We start from the raw sequence: 16,209 nt of genomic DNA, 5'->3' as shown, positions 1-16,209 counted from the left end.
GAAGTCATTCCTGAGAGGTGTTCGTGATTCGCTTCCTGAAGGCGCTCATTCTCCTGCCGGTGGCCATCCTGGTCGTTCTGCTCGCGGTCGCAAACCGCGCGCCGGTCACGCTGTCGCTCGATCCATTCTCGCAGGAGGCGCCTGAATTCGCCACGCAGCTGCCCCTGTTCGCCGTGATCTTCGCGGCCGTCATGCTGGGCGTGGTCATCGGCGGCACCGCGAGCTGGCTTGCCCAGGGCAAGAACCGTCGCAAGGGACGTCAGTCGCGCCGCGAAGCGCGCCAGCTGCGCTATGAGACCGAGCGGCTCAAGTCGCAGGGCGCTTCGGGCAACACGCTGCCGGCCACGGTGTCCTCGTCCCCCAGCCCCAGGTTCTAAGACAATTCCATGCGCGTCGTATCCTCCGCCGAGATCGATCGGGTCCTGTCCTTTCCTGCCCTGATCGAGGCCCTCGCCGAGGCCTTTCGCGGCGACATGGTCACGCCCGTGCGCCATCACCACGAGATCGAGCGTCCCGGCGCCCACGGTACGCTCCTGCTCATGCCGTCCTGGACCGGACCTGCCATGCAGGACGGGTTCGTTGGCGTGAAGATCGTATCGGTCTTTCCCGAGAACGGCGCCCGGGGCCTGCCCAGCGTGATGGGCTCCTATCTCCTGATGGACGGCGCCACCGGCGAGCCTGTCTCCGTGCTCGACGGAGCCCGCCTGACGGTCTGGCGCACCGCCGCCGCCTCGGCGCTGGCGGCCCGCCACCTGGCGCGCGAGGATGCCAGCCGCATGGTGATGGTCGGGGCAGGCGCCCTGGCGCCGTTCCTGATCCGCGCCCATATGAGCCAGCGCCCCATCCGCGAGGTGGCGCTCTGGAACCACAACGGCGCCAAGGCCAGGAGCCTTGCCGACGAGCTCGCCCGCGAGGGACTGCCCGTCACCGCCGTGACGGATCTGGAAGCCGCCGTGCGGCAGGCCGACCTCGTCTCCTGCGCGACGCTCTCGACCGCCCCTATCGTCAAGGGAGCCTGGCTGAAGGAGGGCGCGCATCTCGATCTCGTGGGCGCGTTCAATCTGAAGATGCGGGAGGCGGACGACGAGGCCCTGCGTCGCGCGCAGGTCTATATCGACACGCCGGCCGCCAAGGTCGAGGGCGGCGACGTGGCCGTGTCGCTTCAGGGCGGCACCATCCCTGACAGCCATATCCGCGGCACCCTGACGGATCTGTGCCGGAGCGCGCCTCCTCGCGACCGCGAGGCCGTCACGGCCTTCAAGTCGGTGGGTGCGGCGCTGGAGGATCTGGCTGCGGCGATGCTGGTGTGGCGCTCGCTGAAAAGCGTTGTAAAATAGCCCTTATGGATAACCTGATCAAAATCTGCGGGCTCTCGACGCCCGAAACCCTCGATGTCGCCCTCGGAGCAGGCGCCGACATGGTCGGCTTCGTGCGCTTCCCGAAGAGCCCCCGCCATGTCAGCCTGGACCTCGGTCACCGTCTCTCCCTTCAGGCCCGGGGCCGCGCCCAGCGCGTGGTGCTGCTGGTCGATCCGACCGACGAGGCCATCGCGCAGGCCATCGAGGCGATCAATCCCGACCTGATCCAGCTGCATGGCGGCGAGAGTCCGGAGCGCGTGGCCGAGATCCGCTCGATGGTCAAGCGGCCGGTCATGAAGGCGGTCGGGATCGCGGAGGCGTCGGATCTGCGGGCGCTTCATCCCTATGCCGGGGGCGTCGACCACATCCTTCTCGACGCCAAGCCGCCCCGCACGGCCGAGGCCTTGCCCGGCGGCAACGGGATCTCCTTCGACTGGCGGCTCCTGAACGGGCTTGACCCGAGACTTTCCTTCATGCTGTCAGGAGGGCTCAACCCCGACAACGTGGCGGAGGCGATCCGGCTCACGAAGCCGCAGGCCGTCGACGTGTCGTCTGGGGTGGAAAGCGGTCCGGGCCTCAAGGATCCGGCCAGGATCGAGGCCTTCATCAGGGCCGCCCGGACAGCCTTCGCCGCTGCCCACCCCTAATTCAGGCGGCACGTCCTTCCGGCGTGCCTTCAAGACCTTCAAGGCAGGACAGGCCGTGTCAGCTCAAGCCCAACCCAACTCCTTCCGCACCGGTCCCGACGAGCGCGGGCATTTCGGCCAGTTCGGCGGCCGCTTCGTGGCCGAGACCCTGATGCCGAACATTCTCGAACTGGAGAAGGCCTACGAGGAGGCCCGGAACGACCCGGCCTTCCACGCCGACATGGCGAGCTACTCGACCCATTATATCGGCCGCCCGAGCCCGCTCTATTTCGCCGAGCGCATGACCGAGCATCTTCGCGAGGTTTCTGCGGCCTCCGGCCGCTCGGGCGGGGCGAAGATCTACTTCAAGCGCGAGGAGCTCAACCACACCGGCGCCCACAAGGTGAACAACGTGCTGGGCCAGATCCTTCTCGCCCGCCGCATGGGCAAGAAGCGCATCATCGCCGAGACCGGCGCCGGCCAGCACGGGGTCGCCACCGCGACGCTGTGCGCGCGCTTCGGCCTCGACTGCGTGGTCTATATGGGCGCCGTCGACGTGGAGCGGCAGAAGCCCAACGTGTTCCGCATGAACATGCTCGGCGCCAAGGTGGTGCCCGTGCAGTCCGGCACCCGTACCCTCAAGGACGCCATGAACGAGGCGCTGCGCGACTGGGTCACCAATGTGTCCGACACCTTCTACTGCATCGGCACGGTGGCGGGTCCGCATCCCTATCCGGCCATGGTACGGGACTTCCAGTGCGTCATCGGCAACGAGACCCGCGAGCAGATGATGGAGGCGGAGGGGCGCCTGCCGGATTCGCTCGTGGCCTGCATCGGCGGCGGCTCCAACGCCATCGGGCTGTTCCACCCGTTCCTCGACGACAAGGACATCGAGATCTACGGCGTCGAGGCGGCGGGCCACGGCCTCGACAAGCTGCACGCGGCCTCGCTCTCCGGCGGCCGCCCGGGCGTTCTCCACGGCAACCGCACCTACCTGCTCATGGATCACGACGGACAGATCCAGGACGCCCATTCCATCTCGGCCGGCCTCGACTATCCCGGCATCGGCCCGGAGCACGCCTGGCTCCACGAAATGGGCCGGGTGAAATACATTTCCGCCACGGACGAGGAGGCCCTGGAGGCCTTCCAGCTCTGCTCGCGGCTCGAGGGCATCCTGCCCGCGCTCGAGCCCAGCCATGCGCTTGCCAAGGTCGCGGAGCTGGCGCCGCAGAAGCCCAAGGATCACCTGATGGTGGTCAACATCAGCGGCCGCGGCGACAAGGACCTGTTCCAGATCGCCGAGCATCTGGGCAACCAGATCGTCTGAGCGGAACCTCAGTGTCGCCCTTGTCGGCCCCAGGGCCCGGAAGGTGATCCATGACGGAGCGTTGGGTGGATTTCCTTTCCTCCATGACGCTTCGGCCGGGAATGACACGCGTGTTCATTCTCATCGCACCATGCTAAAGACCCCACCCATGACCCAACGCATCGAAGCCCGTTTCGAACAATGCCGCCAGGAGGGCCGCGCCGCCCTCGTCACCTATGTGATGGCCGGCGATCCGGATCCGGAAACCTCGCTTCAGATCCTGAAGAGCCTGCCCAAGGCCGGGGCCGACATCGTCGAGTTCGGGCTGCCCTTCACCGATCCGATGGCCGACGGCCCGGCCATCCAGGCGGCGGGCCTGCGGGCCCTGAAGGTGGGCCAGGACACGGTCAAGACCCTCGACCTGATCCGGCGCTTCCGGGCCGAAGATCAGGACACGCCGGTGATCCTCATGGGCTATTTCAACCCGATCTTCGTCTACGGTGTCGACCGCTTCCTGGCCGACGCCAGGGCAGCGGGCGTCGACGGCTTGATCGTCGTCGACCTGCCGCCGGAGGAGGACGACGAGCTGTGCCTGCCGGCGCTCGAGGCCGGGCTCGCCTTCATCCGTCTGGCCACCCCGACGACCGACGACAGGCGCCTGCCGGCGGTTCTCCAGAACACGGCGGGCTTCGTCTATTACGTGTCGATTACCGGCATCACCGGCGCGGCGACCCCGGATTTCGGCAAGGTCGCCACGGCCGTGGAGCGGATCAAGCGCCATACGCCCCTGCCGGTGGTGGTGGGCTTCGGGGTCAAGAGCGGCGCGCATGCGGCGGCGGTCGCCCAGGGGGCGGACGGCGTCGTGGTGGGCTCGGCCCTCATCGACGCGCTGAAGGGCACCCTGGATTCCGAGGGTCGCGCTACGGCAGGCAGCATCGACGCGGTCACGAAGCTGGTGAAGGAACTGAGCGACGGTGTGCGCTCGGTGGCAAAGCGCGCGGCGGCCTAATACATAGAGAGACGGCCCCGCCCCGAGGAGCAGCGCAGCTGCCTCCCGAAGCAGGGGCCGGAGAGCTCCGGAGATGCTCCGATCCTGCGAGACGGTCACCGTCGTGGCCTCATCGGGGTGAGGGCGTTCAGGAAGCTCCTGACAGAGAAGGATCAGCAATGAACTGGATTTCCGAAGTCGTCCGTCCGAAGATCAAGACGCTCTTCAAGCGCGAGACGCCGGACAATCTCTGGATCAAGTGCCCGGAGACCGGGCAGGTGGTGTTCCACAAGGACGTGGAGGCGAACCAGTGGGTGATCCCGGGCTCCAACCACCACATGCGCATCTCGGCCACCCAGCGCCTGCAGCTCATGTTCGACGGGGCCACCTGGCTCGACGTGGCCGTTCCGGAAGTGCCGGTCGATCCGCTCAAGTTCCGTGACGAGAAGCGCTACATCGACCGCCTGAAGGACGCCCGCACCAAGACCGGCCAGCAGGACGCGTTCAAGGTCGGCTTCGGCCGGGTCGAGGAACTGCCGATGACCATCGCGGTGCAGGATTTCGGCTTCATGGGTGGTTCGCTCGGCATGGCGGCCGGCGAGGCCTTCATCAAAGGTGCCGAGACGGCCCTCGACAAGAAGACCCCTTTCGTGCTCTTCGCCGGCTCCGGCGGCGCGCGCATGCAGGAGGGCATCCTGTCCCTCATGCAGATGCCCCGCACCACGGTGGCGATCCGCCGCCTGCGCGACGCGAAGCTGCCCTACATCGTCGTTCTCACCAACCCGACCACGGGCGGCGTGACGGCCTCCTACGCGATGCTCGGCGACGTGCACCTGGCCGAGCCGGGCGCCCTTATCGGCTTCGCCGGCCCGCGCGTGATCGAGCAGACCATCCGCGAGAAGCTGCCCGACGGCTTCCAGCGCTCCGAATACCTGAAGGAGCACGGCATGGTGGATGCGGTCGTGCACCGGCACGACCTGAAGGCGACGGTCGCACGCCTGTCGCGCCTCTTCACCAAGGCGCCGGCTTCCGCGCCCGAGACCGTGACCGTTGCGGCTGCCGCCGAATAAGTGAGACCAGGGCGATGGAATCCTCCGATGCGCTGATCGCGCGCTTTCTCGCCCTGCACCCGAAGACCATCGATCTCTCGCTCGGGCGCATCCAGCGGCTCCTGGCCCAGCTCGGCCATCCGGAGCGCCGCCTGCCGCCGGTGATCCATGTGGCGGGCACCAACGGCAAGGGCTCGACCATCGCGTTCATGCGGGCGATCCTGGAGAGCGCCGGGCTCGCCGTCCATGTCTACACCTCGCCCCATCTCGTGCGCTTCCACGAGCGCATCCGGCTCGGACGCTTTGGGGGCGGGCGCTATGTGAGCGAGGAGCGGCTCGTCGAAGCCTTCCGGCGCTGCGAGGCGGTGAATGCGGGCGAGCCGATCACGGTGTTCGAGATCACGACCGCGGCGGCCCTGCTGATCTTCTCCGAGGAGCCGGCCGACGTGCTCCTGCTGGAGGTCGGCCTGGGTGGCCGGTTCGATGCCACCAATGTCGTCGACCGGCCGGCGGCCGCCGTGGTCACGCCCATCGGGCACGACCATGCGGAATATCTCGGCACGACACTCCAGGCCATCGCCGGTGAGAAGGCCGGCATCTTCAAGCGCGGCTGCCCGGCCGTCATCGCCCCTCAGGATTATCTGGAAGCCGACCAGACCCTGCGCGACGCGGCCGAGCGCATCGGAGCTTCCCCGCTTCTCGTCGGCCAGCAGGATTTTTCCGTGCACGAGGAGGGTGGCCGGCTCGTCTACCAGGACGAGAAGGGCCTTCTGGACCTGCCGCGTCCGAAACTCATCGGACGCCACCAGTTCACCAATGCCGGCACGGCCGTTGCGGCTCTGCGGGCGGCCGGCTTCGAGCAGTTCGAAACGCAGGCCTTCGAGGCGGGGCTCACCCGGGCGGAATGGCCGGGCCGCCTGCAGCGCCTCAACCGGGGCCGCCTGCCGGCGATCGCCCCGGAAGGCTGCGAGCTCTGGCTCGACGGCGGGCACAACCCCGACGGCGGCCGGGTGCTCGCCGCCGCCATGGCGGACCGGAGCGAGCGCTCGGACGCGCCGCTCGTGCTGATCACCGGCATGCTCGGCACGAAGGATTCCCAGGCCTTCTTCAAGAATTTCTCCGGGCTCGCCCGCGAGGTGATCGCCGTGCCGATCGCCGGCCAGATCGCCGCGCGCCCGGCCGACGAGGTCGCGGCCATCGCGGGAAGCGTCGGGCTCACCACCTCGACGGCACCGAGCGTCGAATCGGCGCTCGCCTCGCTGCACAACTACGTCTGGGATCACCCGCCCCGGGTGCTGATCTGCGGCTCGCTGTATCTGGCCGGCGAGGTGCTGGCGGCGAACGGGACGCTGCCGGAATAGATCTCACGTCGACATCGGCCGCCGTGCGTCCTCCGGGGAGGACAGGTGCAACAAAGAAAAAGGGGCCTCTCGGCCCCTTCCATTCCTCAAAACCTCAATGGTCTTAGGCCGAAGCCTGGATCCAGCGGGAGAGCTCGCCCTTGGGGGCGGCGCCGACCTTCTGGGCGACGACCTTGCCGTCCTTGAACACCATCAGGGCCGGGATCGACCGGATGCCGAGCTGGGAGGAGATCTGCGGGTTCTCGTCCACGTTGAGCTTGGCGATCTTCACCTTGCCGGCCATCTCGTCGGAAATCTCCTCCAGGGCCGGACCGATCATGCGGCAGGGACCGCACCATTCCGCCCAGAAATCGACCACCACGGGCTCGGAGGATTGCAGGACATCCTGCGCGAAGCTTGAGTCGGTCACCTTTACGGTCGCCATACCATCACCTTTGACGTTGAACGCGACTCGGGATCCGAGCCGCTCGACTATAGGGCCAAGGTAGGAACCCGGCCTGAGGGAATCAAGCAAGGGCCACGGCCCTCACGCCGCTTTGATGAGGGTAAGTGCCGATTCCAGGTCGGGTTCCATGAGCTCATGGACGACCGGACCTGCGGTCCAGACCAGGAACGTGCGGATGCGCCGGCCCGGATAGATGGCGGCGAGCAGCGTCCGATAGAGGGCAAGCTGCGCCACGTAGGATCGCGGCGGCGGCTGGCCGGCCTTGGGCGGCCGCGCCGTGGTCTTGAAATCGGCCACCAGCACCTCCGTGTCGAGGACGGCCAGACGGTCGATCTGGCCCGACACCAGGATGTCGCCCCCGGGCGTCGCCACCCGCCCGGCAATCGGCGCCTCGGCGCGGGAGCCCTTGCCGAACAGGGGCTTGAGATCCGGATGGTCAAGCACCGCCAGGGCATTGGCCAGGATCGAGTCCCGCAGGTCGGACGAAAGGCGCGGGGCGCGCGCCTTCACGTAAGCCCGCGCCATGCTCTCCCGGTGCTCCAGCGCGAGGCCCGGCAGGCGTTCCAGCAGGGCATGCACCAGGGTGCCGCGCAGGCGTGCTTCGGGCGCATAGGGGCCGTCGCCCGGCCGCGTCATGCGGTCGGCGGCGCCGAGCGCGCTGGAGGGGCGGATCGGCGGCAGCGCCTCCGGCTCCGGCACGGCCCTGGTGGTCAGCCAGTCGGGCACGGCGATGGGGTCGAGCGGCGCGACGTCCGTCTCGGCCGCCAGGGTGCGGGCCAGCGGCGAGCCCTCCCGCCACACGGAGATCGGCCCGTAGGGCGCCTCGTCCAGCTCCAGGCCGCCGGCCTTTTCGACGAGCCCGTGGCGGATCATCTCGCACCAGGCTTCCTGGGGCGATTCTTTCTTGCCCGTCAGATACGGGGCGATCACCAGCCGGTCCTTGGCGCGGGTCATGGCCACGTAGAGCAGGCGGTTATGCTCCTCGCGACCTTTGGCGTGCAGCAATTCGCGCGCCTGCGCCATCGTGGTCGAATCGGAGTTCTTGCCCGGCGACCAGACCGGAATCCTGTCGCCCGACGGGGTCTGCAGCTGCAGCAGCGCCGGATCCCGACCCAGGACCTCGCAGCCGTCGATGAGCACCACGATGGGGGCTTCCAGCCCCTTCGCACCGTGCACGGTCATGACGCGCACTTCGTTGTTCACGGAATCCAGATCGCGCTTGATGGTGTGGGAGGCGGATTCGAACCGGTTGAGGAACACGGTGAGCGAGGGCGTTTCCGTCATCTCGGACTGATGCGCGAAGCACAGGAAGGCATCGATGGCGTCGCCCGCCTCGCTGCCCAGGCGCGCCACGAGGAGCGAGCGGCCGCCACGCGGACCGAGCAGGGTGGCGAAGAAGCCGAACGGGCCGTGGATGCGCGCGAGTTCACGCCATGCGGTGAGCGCCTCACAGCCTCGCCTTGCCCTCCCGTCGCCGGCCTCCGCGTGGCGTTCCAGGGCGGCGTGAAGCGACTCCTCGTCGGCGCGATCGGCCGCGATGCGAATGAGGTCGTCGTCGGTCAGACCGACGAGCGGTGATTTCAGCGCGGTGGCGAGCGTGAGGTCGTCGTCGGGCAGGAGCGCGGCGCGCCCCGCGGCCACGAGATCGAGCACGGCGATGTGCTCGCCGATGTTGAGCCGGTCCGCGCCCGCCACTGGCACGCCCGCTTCTTTCAGGGCGCGGATCACGGCCTCGAAGGCGGCGCCGCGCTTCCTCACCAGCACGAGAACGTCGCCGGCCGTCCAGACGCGGCCCATCTCGTCACCCTTGGTGGTCCAGCACTTCACCGCCTGTGCGATGCGGCGCGCCACCACCACGGGCGGGGATTGCTGCTCGGGTTCGTCGATGGGCAGCACCCAGGCCTCGGGTTCCTCCTCTTCGGCCGGCGTTTCGACCGGCCACAGCTCCACGAGACCCGGCGCATGCGGCCGCGCGCTCTCGTGCACGGTGCCGACGGCCCGGTCCTCGAAGGACAGGCCCTTGAAATGCCTCTCGACCGCGAAGGTGGCGTCGACCGCCGAGAGCACGGCCCTGGCCGAGCGGAACGACATGGTGAGCGACACGTCCTCGAAGTGGAGCTCGGCCTGCTTCACCTTCTGCGACCAGCTCCGGCGAGTGGTTTCGAATTCCTGCGGGGCGGCGCCCTGAAAACCGTAGATCGACTGCTTCGGATCACCCACGGCGAAGAGCGTGCGCACGCGGTGGCCCGCGGCGCCCGCGCCTGCGGTGAAATCCTCGGTGATCCGGCGCAGGATCTCCCATTGCTCCGGGTTCGTGTCCTGCGCCTCGTCGATCAGCACGTGGTCGATGCCGCGATCGAGCTTGTAGAGCACCCAGGCGGTGTCGCCGCGGGAAAGCAGTGCCAGCGTCTTGTCGATGAGATCCTGGAAGTCGAGGGCGCCGAGCCGCATCTTCGCCTGCTCGACGCGCGCGTGGATCTCGGCCGCGAGCGTGAACAGGGCGGCGGTCCGCTCGACCGCGCGTGCGGCCTTGCGCTTGTCGATCAGCGAGCACACCCGCTCCTGCTCGCGCAGCAGCGCGTCCTTCAAGCTCTCGCCGACGTCCTTGGTGAGGAAGGCCGAGCCCTTGCGCGGCGTTCCCTCGTTGGTGAGGAAGACCGACAGATACTTCTCGAGCTTTTCCGAGACATCCTTCGCCTCGGCGGCCGCAATGAGGGCGTCGGCCCGCTTCTGGTCGGTCGCCTTGCCGGCGCGCAGTTCCTGTGCGATGGCCGGCCAGTCCTCGGGCTTCAGGCCGCCTTCGAGCATCGTGCGCTCGATGGATGCGAGCGTCTCGTCCGGACTCACATCGAGCGCGTGGCGCAGCCGCATCGGTCCTGTCTGATCGTGCAGGAAGGTCTTGCACTTCAGGGCCGCGTTGATCGCCGAGGCGAGCGCGTCGCCGACCGCATCGACACTGATGATGTCGAGCGCTTCGGCGAGTTCCGGGAAATTGCCGCTCGCCGCGTCGGCCATCACGTTGGCGGTGGCCTGCGCCAGCATCTCGTCGGTCTGGCTCTCGTCGAGCACGGCGAAGCGCGCCGGCACGTTGGCCTCGAAGGGCACGAGATGCAGGAGCCGCTCGCAGAAGGCGTGGATGGTGTCGATCTTGAGGCCGCCCGGCGTTTCGACCGCGCGGGCGAAGAGCGTGCGCGCGAGCCTGATCTGCTGACGCGTCGGCTTCTCGCCCTCCAGTTCCGTCAGCTCCCGGACGAGGCTCTCCTCGTCGAGCGTCACCCAGCGCCCGAGGCGTTCGAACACGCGGATCGCCATGTTGGCGGCCGCCGCCTTGGTGAAGGTGAGGCACAGGATACGGCCCGGCAGGGAGCCGGCGAGCAGCAGGCGCACGACGCGATCGGTGAGCACCTTGGTCTTGCCCGCGCCCGCATTGGCCGACACCCAGGCCGAGGCGCGCGGGTTGGCGGCGCGGCGCTGCGCGTCCTTGGTGTAGTCCGGAATGACGAGATCGGTGCTCATTCGGATCCCTCTCCGCCGCCCGCGCTCGCCAGCGACCATTCCTTCACGCGTGCCAGATGGTCGTAGTCCGAGAAGCGGCGCGCATATTTCGGGAACGGCCGCGAGACGTAAGCCGCCTCGCCCTTGGCGTAGCGCACGATCATGCCCTCGAACCGGCGGCGATGCTCCTCGACGATCTCCGCAACCGGTCGCGTTTCCTTGCCCGAGGGGCCGATCTCACGCGGCTTGATCGGCTCGCGTCCGCCGGTGGTGTGGATGTAGACGAGATCGGGCGTTTCCTTGGCCATGGGCAGGCCCTTGAACGCCCCCTTCATCAGCATCATGGCCTCGAGCGTCAGCTGCGGCGAGAAGCCGGCATAGACCTCCTTCACGCCGGGCGGCTGGCCGGTCTTGAAGTCGACGATGGTGAAGCCGCCGTCACGGCGATGCTCGATGCGGTCGGCGCGGGCGCGCAGGCTGAAGATCGTGCCGTCCGGCAGCCCGATCGACAACCGGCCCGAGCGCTCCGCATAGACGTCGACGAGGCCCGGGCGGCGCGCCTGCTCCCACACCACGAACTCCGTGGCGAGCCGCGTGAAGCGCGGCCACCATTCCGCATAGAGCTCCGGGTAGGCCTCGGCGATGCCGGCGAACGCATCCGACCCGAGGGCGAGCAGATCCTCCAGCGCGTGCGCGGGAACGGCCTTCGGATATCTCTCGGCGAATTGACCGAGCACGTCGTGAATGATCGTGCCGCGCTCCGCCGCGCTCGGCGTGACGGCGATCGCCTCGAGGGCGTCGAGCTTGAGGATGTGGCGCGCGAAGATCGAATAGGGGTCGCGCACCAGGGTCTCGATCTCGGTGACGCTCAAGGCGCGCGGGAACAGGGCCGGGTCGGGCCTGGGCCGCGGGCGCGGCAGGGGCGGGGCGGGCTCCGGCGTATCGAGGGTCCGCGCGAGGCGGCGGTAGGACTCGCCTGCCTTGATCATGCGCTCCCACACGTCCTTGCCGCTGAACGCCTTGAGCCGTTGCAGGAAGCGCGAGGGCACCATGGGCGAGCCGTCGCGCTTGTGTGCGCGCGTGATCACAACGTCGCGCGTGCCGAGCGCCTGCACGAAATCGTGCGCGGTCTGGCCGATGCGCCGCTCCGGCGGCATCAGGCCGACGCGCGAGCGCATGGGACGGTTGAGAAACGCATCGGTCACCGTGCGCGGCGGCCAGGAGCCCTCGTCCAATCCGCCGAGCACCACGCGGTCGACGGAGAGAAGGCGCGCTTCGAGAAGGCCTAAAATCTTCAGGCGGCGATGGGTGGCGCGGGGCGAGGGGCTCAAGGAGCGCTGCTTGGCGAGCGCCGTGAAGAAGGTCGGATAATCCACGAAGCGCCCGCTCAGCGGATGGCCCTCCTCGGCGCGGATGTCGGAATGCTCCAGATCGTCGAAGAGCGCCGCGAGCGCCTCGTTCGAGGTTTCGTCGTCCTGCTCGTCGGGCGCATCGTCGGGGCCGGTCCAGAGCAGATCGACGGCCCGCCGGTGATGCTCCACCAGGGACATGAGGTCGAGCCGACCCTCGCCGTGCGCGGCGGGCGTGAAGGTGGCGAAGGCGACGCCGAGGCGCTGTAGCAGGTCGTCGGCGAGCTCCCAATCGGCATCCGTGAGGCGCTGGCGCGGACGTGGTGTGCGATGACCGCTCTCGGCGCGGCGGGTGGCGAGGGCTGCGCGCATGCCCTCGATGCCGAGCGCCGGGGCGGGCCCGCGCAGCACGCCAATCTCGAGCACGCTCGCGGCCCGCTCGACCGTCTCGCGCGCCAGACCGAGACGCACCATCGGATGGGCGAGCAGCGCCAGGAGGCGCACGGGCCGCAGGTCGTCGGAGGCCGCTTCCGCGGCCAGACGGGCGAGCCGTCCTGCCGGCGTGTCGGACAGCGGAATGCCGGCGGAATCCTCCACGCTCAGGCCCCAGCGGGCGAGCTCGGCGGTGACGCGCGCCGCGAGCGCGCGATCGGGCGTCACGAGGGCGGCGGTCCTGTGCGGATGGGCCATGGTCTCGCGCAGCGCGATGGCGATGGCGAGCGCTTCCTCGCGCTCGTCCATGGCCTCGATGATGGCGAGGCCCTCGCAGCCGCCCGCGCTCAGGGCGACACGGGCCTCGGGGGCGATCAGCGACCAGCGGTCGGTGGTGTCGGCCGGGCGCAGGGCCTCCGAGAGCAGATGGTTGCGGGCTCTCGCAGCCTCCGGCACATCGCCGAGGACCGTGACGTCGGCGCGCGGAACGCGCAGATGCCGGTCGAGGAGGCGGCGGAGCGACGCCTGCGGGTGTCCATGGACCGGATCGGTCTCGTCGTCGCCGGTGCCTCCGATGGTGGACCAGCTCTCCCCGTCGAGATCGGTGTCGAGGCCGGGCAGCACGATGGCTCCCCGGGGCAGGCGCGCGATCACGCCCATCAGATGCGCGGTCGCCGGCACCGATCCCGTCGATCCGGCCACGATGATGGGATGCGCCGGCCGCTCGCGGGTGAGGCGCCGCGCCTCGGCGTCGAGCAGCGCGTTGCGCCGCTGCGCCGGATCGCTTGCCTGGCGCTCGGCGAGGATCCTGGGCCAGTTCTCGCTGGCGATCTGCACGAAATGGCGGGTGATCTCGAAATACTTCGAATAGTCGGAATCCACCGCCAGTTCGAGAGCATGCCAGTCAATGCCCTCGGTGGTGAAGGCATCCATGAGGGTCTCGAGGTCGCCCGCGAGGTTCACCGCATCGGCCGGCGAGGCCGGCACCATGAAGGGCACCTCGGGGCCGAGCTGCAGCAGCGCGCGGTCCACCTCCGCCGACCAGCGCTGCACGAGGCGCGTGAGGATGAGCCGGCGCTCCAGGGGCGGGATCGGCGGCTTGAGGCTCGCGGCCTCCTGCAGGGGCGTGCCCTCGAGGCCCGTCAGCTCGAACTCGGCCTCATCCGTTTCGCCCAAGGGGACGATGTGCGGCAGAAGCTGCGCCGTGCCGTCGCCGCGCTCGGCGAGCAGCGCGATCAGCGCCCGGGTGGCGCGGCGGTTGGGAACGTAGATCGTGATGTCCGCAAGGGCGGCAGGATCGTCGGCGAGAGGCCCGACGAGGCGCCCGTCGACCAGTGCATCCACCAGGGTCGGCAGGAAGGCGCAACCCGGAGGGATGGAAAAGACGCGCGGCGAAGTCCTCGAATCATGCATACCCGGGTCGGAAAACCGGATCCCACTTTTCCGGGTCATACGCGACACTTCAGAACCTCATCGCTTGCTGGCGGCAAGGCACCTTTCGGCCTCGATAATCGCCTGAGGCTCCCCAACATGCAGCCATTGCCCCTCCATGCACAAGCCGTAGAGGCGGTCCTTGGCGATGGCGCGGTCGTAGAAGGCATTGGCCGAGAACGCCCCTTCGGGCGTTCCGTGGACGAGTTCGGGCTTCACGATGGCCACGCCCGCATAGGCGAAAGGCGCGCCCGGATCCGTCCCGCGGCGGCGCAGACGACCGTCCTCATCCATGTGGAAATCGCCCGGGCCGTCGAATCCAATGCTTGTGGATAACGGCGCCACGAGCATGAGGATGTCCATCCTGTCCGGATCCCAGGCCTTCACGAGGCGCTTCAGATTCGGCTCGTCCCCCTCGATCCAGAGCGAATCGGAATTGAACGTGATGAACGGCCCGTCGCCCAGAAGCGGCAGGGCCTTCTTCACGCCGCCGCCGGTTTCCAGCAGGGCCGCGCGCTCGTCCGAGATGAGGATGCGCGGCACCGTGCGGGTGCCGACATGCGCCTCGAGCATGTCGGCGAAATGGTGCACGTTCACCACCACCGTGTCCATTCCCGCCTCGTGCAGCCGGTCGAGGGCGAAGTCGATCAGGCTCTGTCCCGCCACCTTCACGAGGGGCTTGGGCAGGGTGGCGGTGATCGGCAGCATGCGCTTGCCCAGGCCTGCGGCGAGGACGATGGCTGTGTGCGGCGCGCGGACGGTCTGGGGCAAGGAAATGACTCAGGCTTCGGGAGGGACGTCATCCCCATAGGGGACGAGCCGCGGCAGATAGTTTTCATACCAGCCCTTGAGCTTCCCCAGGGCCGGATGGGCGAGGTTGCGGATGAGGTAGGCCTCGATCCGCGGCAGGTGCTTGAGGTAATGCGGCTTGCCGTCGCGCCGGTCGAGGCGGGCGAAGATGCCGAGGATCTTGGTCGCGCGCTGGCCCGCCATGATGGCATAGGCCCGGGCGAAGGCGGACACGTCGAAGGCCGGGTCGGCGGCCTTCCGGTCGCGGGCATAGAGGCCGATGAGCTTCAGCTCCAGTTCCGGCGGCACCGTCACGCGCGCATCCTGCAGGAGCGACGCCACATCGTAGGCGGGCGAGCCCAGGACCGCGTCCTGGAAGTCGATCAGCCCGACGCGCTGGAGGCCTGCGCGGTCGGGAAGCCAGATCAGGTTGGGCGAATGGTAGTCGCGCAGGGTCCAGGTGACCGGGGCGGAGAGAACCTCGCCCAGGGTCTCGGTCCAGAGATTGACGAACTCGGCCCGCGCCGAACCCGAGAGCTGCGTGCCGATGATGTGCGGCACGTACCAGTCGAGCAGCAGCTCCACTTCGATCAGGAGCGCTTCGAGATCGTAGGGCGGGATCGGGTGATCGATGCCGCCCGCCACAGGCAGCACCTGTGGCAGGGTCTGGCCATGGAGCTGCGCCAGAATCCGCGTCGCCTCCGCGTAGCGCTCCGGAATCGGCCCGCTCTCGTTCGTGACGGGCTCGGAGCCGAGATCCTCGATGAGGAGCAGGCCCGCCTCCAGATCCTCGCCGTAGATGTAAGGCGCGCTGAAGCCCAGGGCTCGCAGGCCCTTGTCGACGGCCACGAAGGCGTTCACGCTCTCGGCAAGCTTCGCGATGGTCGTGTAGGGCTTGCCGCGCCGCACGGCCGGTCCGACCGGGCGCGGGGGAGAGATCATCAGCAGCGCCGTCTCGCCGGAGGGCTTCACCAGGCGCTCGTAGGATCGGATCACCGAGGCGTCGCCCGTCATGGGATGGCGTGCGGCATCGCTCCAGCCGCAACGCTCCACCAGGTTGCGATAGGCCTTCATGCGCTGAAGCCGGGACGCGAAGGCGCCCGTTCCGGTCAGCATGGCGAGCCTGCCCCGGCCCTGGCCTCCCGGGGCGAAATCGAGACGGATGTCGAGATGCTCGGGCTTGAGCGCATCGTCGGCGCGCTCCGGCCATTCCACGAGCGCGATGGCGTTCTCCGTCATCTCGTCCCAGCCCAGCTCCGTCAATTCGTAGCCGCCGGAGAGACGGTAGAAATCCGCATGGACGATGGGGCAGCGCGGGCCGTCATAGACCTGCATCAGGGTGAAGGTGGGGCTCGGGACCTCGAGTTCCGGCTCGTCCGCGAGGGTCCGCACCAGGGCGCGCGCCAACGTGGTCTTGCCGGCGCCGAGCCCTCCCGAGAGGGTCACCAGATCGCCGGGCTTGAGCTCTTCGGCCAGGATCCGCGCGAAGCGCTCCGTCGACTCGTGGTCGGGGAGCGTCACCATCCAGGCGGCCTGCAAAACATCCTGTTCGGGCATCAGGGCCAGTCCATTCGCCATCG

The 16,209-nt window shown here is 68.6% G+C and carries 12 protein-coding genes; 7 read left to right on the top strand and 5 right to left on the bottom strand.

The window, feature by feature from the left end; genetic code table 11:
• The first annotated feature begins 23 nt into the window (after positions 1–23).
• The 7 genes from HPT29_RS24610 to HPT29_RS24580 all read left to right on the top strand — a co-directional run bounded on the left by HPT29_RS24610 (position 24) and on the right by HPT29_RS24580 (position 6,688).
• Positions 24–377: a lipopolysaccharide assembly protein LapA domain-containing protein gene (locus HPT29_RS24610; protein WP_173945443.1), complete on the top strand. Its 354-nt coding sequence runs from the start codon at positions 24–26 to the stop codon at positions 375–377.
• A 9-nt stretch (positions 378–386) separates the two neighbouring features.
• Entirely contained in the window at positions 387–1,337 is a 951-nt protein-coding gene (gene lhpI / locus HPT29_RS24605) for a bifunctional Delta(1)-pyrroline-2-carboxylate/Delta(1)-piperideine-2-carboxylate reductase (RefSeq protein ID WP_173945442.1), read from the top strand.
• A gap of 5 nt (positions 1,338–1,342) precedes the next feature.
• A complete protein-coding gene (locus HPT29_RS24600) occupies positions 1,343–2,005 on the top strand; it encodes a phosphoribosylanthranilate isomerase (protein WP_173945441.1) in 663 nt (220 codons plus the stop codon).
• Positions 2,006–2,060: 55 nt separating this feature from the next.
• Positions 2,061–3,311, top strand: a complete 1,251-nt coding sequence (trpB, locus tag HPT29_RS24595) for a tryptophan synthase subunit beta (RefSeq protein ID WP_173945440.1) — start codon at positions 2,061–2,063, stop codon at positions 3,309–3,311.
• A 148-nt stretch (positions 3,312–3,459) separates the two neighbouring features.
• Positions 3,460–4,299, top strand: coding sequence for a tryptophan synthase subunit alpha (trpA, locus tag HPT29_RS24590; RefSeq protein ID WP_173945439.1), 840 nt, complete (start codon positions 3,460–3,462; stop codon positions 4,297–4,299).
• Between the two features lie 158 nt (positions 4,300–4,457).
• On the top strand, positions 4,458–5,348 hold the full coding sequence (gene accD, locus HPT29_RS24585) for an acetyl-CoA carboxylase, carboxyltransferase subunit beta (protein WP_210808234.1): 891 nt from the start codon (positions 4,458–4,460) through the stop codon (positions 5,346–5,348).
• Positions 5,349–5,362: 14 nt separating this feature from the next.
• Positions 5,363–6,688, top strand: a complete 1,326-nt coding sequence (locus HPT29_RS24580) for a bifunctional folylpolyglutamate synthase/dihydrofolate synthase (protein WP_173946796.1) — start codon at positions 5,363–5,365, stop codon at positions 6,686–6,688.
• 103 nt (positions 6,689–6,791) lie between these two features.
• Here the strand turns inward: HPT29_RS24580 and trxA are convergent, their stop codons facing one another.
• From trxA to tsaE, 5 genes are all read right to left on the bottom strand, one after another.
• Positions 6,792–7,112 (bottom strand): thioredoxin, encoded by a 321-nt coding sequence (gene trxA, locus HPT29_RS24575; protein WP_173946795.1) that lies wholly within the window; start codon positions 7,110–7,112, stop codon positions 6,792–6,794.
• A 102-nt stretch (positions 7,113–7,214) separates the two neighbouring features.
• The gene (gene addA / locus HPT29_RS24570; protein ID WP_173946794.1) at positions 7,215–10,649 is read right to left on the bottom strand and encodes a double-strand break repair helicase AddA; all 3,435 of its coding nucleotides are present in this window, start codon (positions 10,647–10,649) and stop codon (positions 7,215–7,217) included.
• A complete protein-coding gene (addB, locus tag HPT29_RS24565; RefSeq protein ID WP_173946793.1) occupies positions 10,646–13,822 on the bottom strand; it encodes a double-strand break repair protein AddB in 3,177 nt (1,058 codons plus the stop codon). Before addB ends, addA begins: the two co-directional genes overlap by 4 nt.
• 57 nt (positions 13,823–13,879) lie before the next feature.
• Complete coding sequence (locus HPT29_RS24560; RefSeq protein WP_371823171.1) at positions 13,880–14,617, bottom strand: nucleotidyltransferase family protein; 738 nt, start codon at positions 14,615–14,617, stop codon at positions 13,880–13,882.
• Positions 14,618–14,620: 3 nt separating this feature from the next.
• Positions 14,621–16,207, bottom strand: coding sequence for a tRNA (adenosine(37)-N6)-threonylcarbamoyltransferase complex ATPase subunit type 1 TsaE (gene tsaE / locus HPT29_RS24555; RefSeq protein WP_173946791.1), 1,587 nt, complete (start codon positions 16,205–16,207; stop codon positions 14,621–14,623).
• Positions 16,208–16,209: the final 2 nt, after the last annotated feature.

Origin of the sequence: Microvirga terrae (genome assembly GCF_013307435.2) — a bacterium.
Taxonomy (GTDB): Bacteria; Pseudomonadota; Alphaproteobacteria; order Rhizobiales; family Beijerinckiaceae; genus Microvirga; species Microvirga terrae.
The sequence above is the reverse complement of the archived record's forward strand: the minus strand, read 5'-3'. Positions and strand labels throughout refer to the sequence as shown.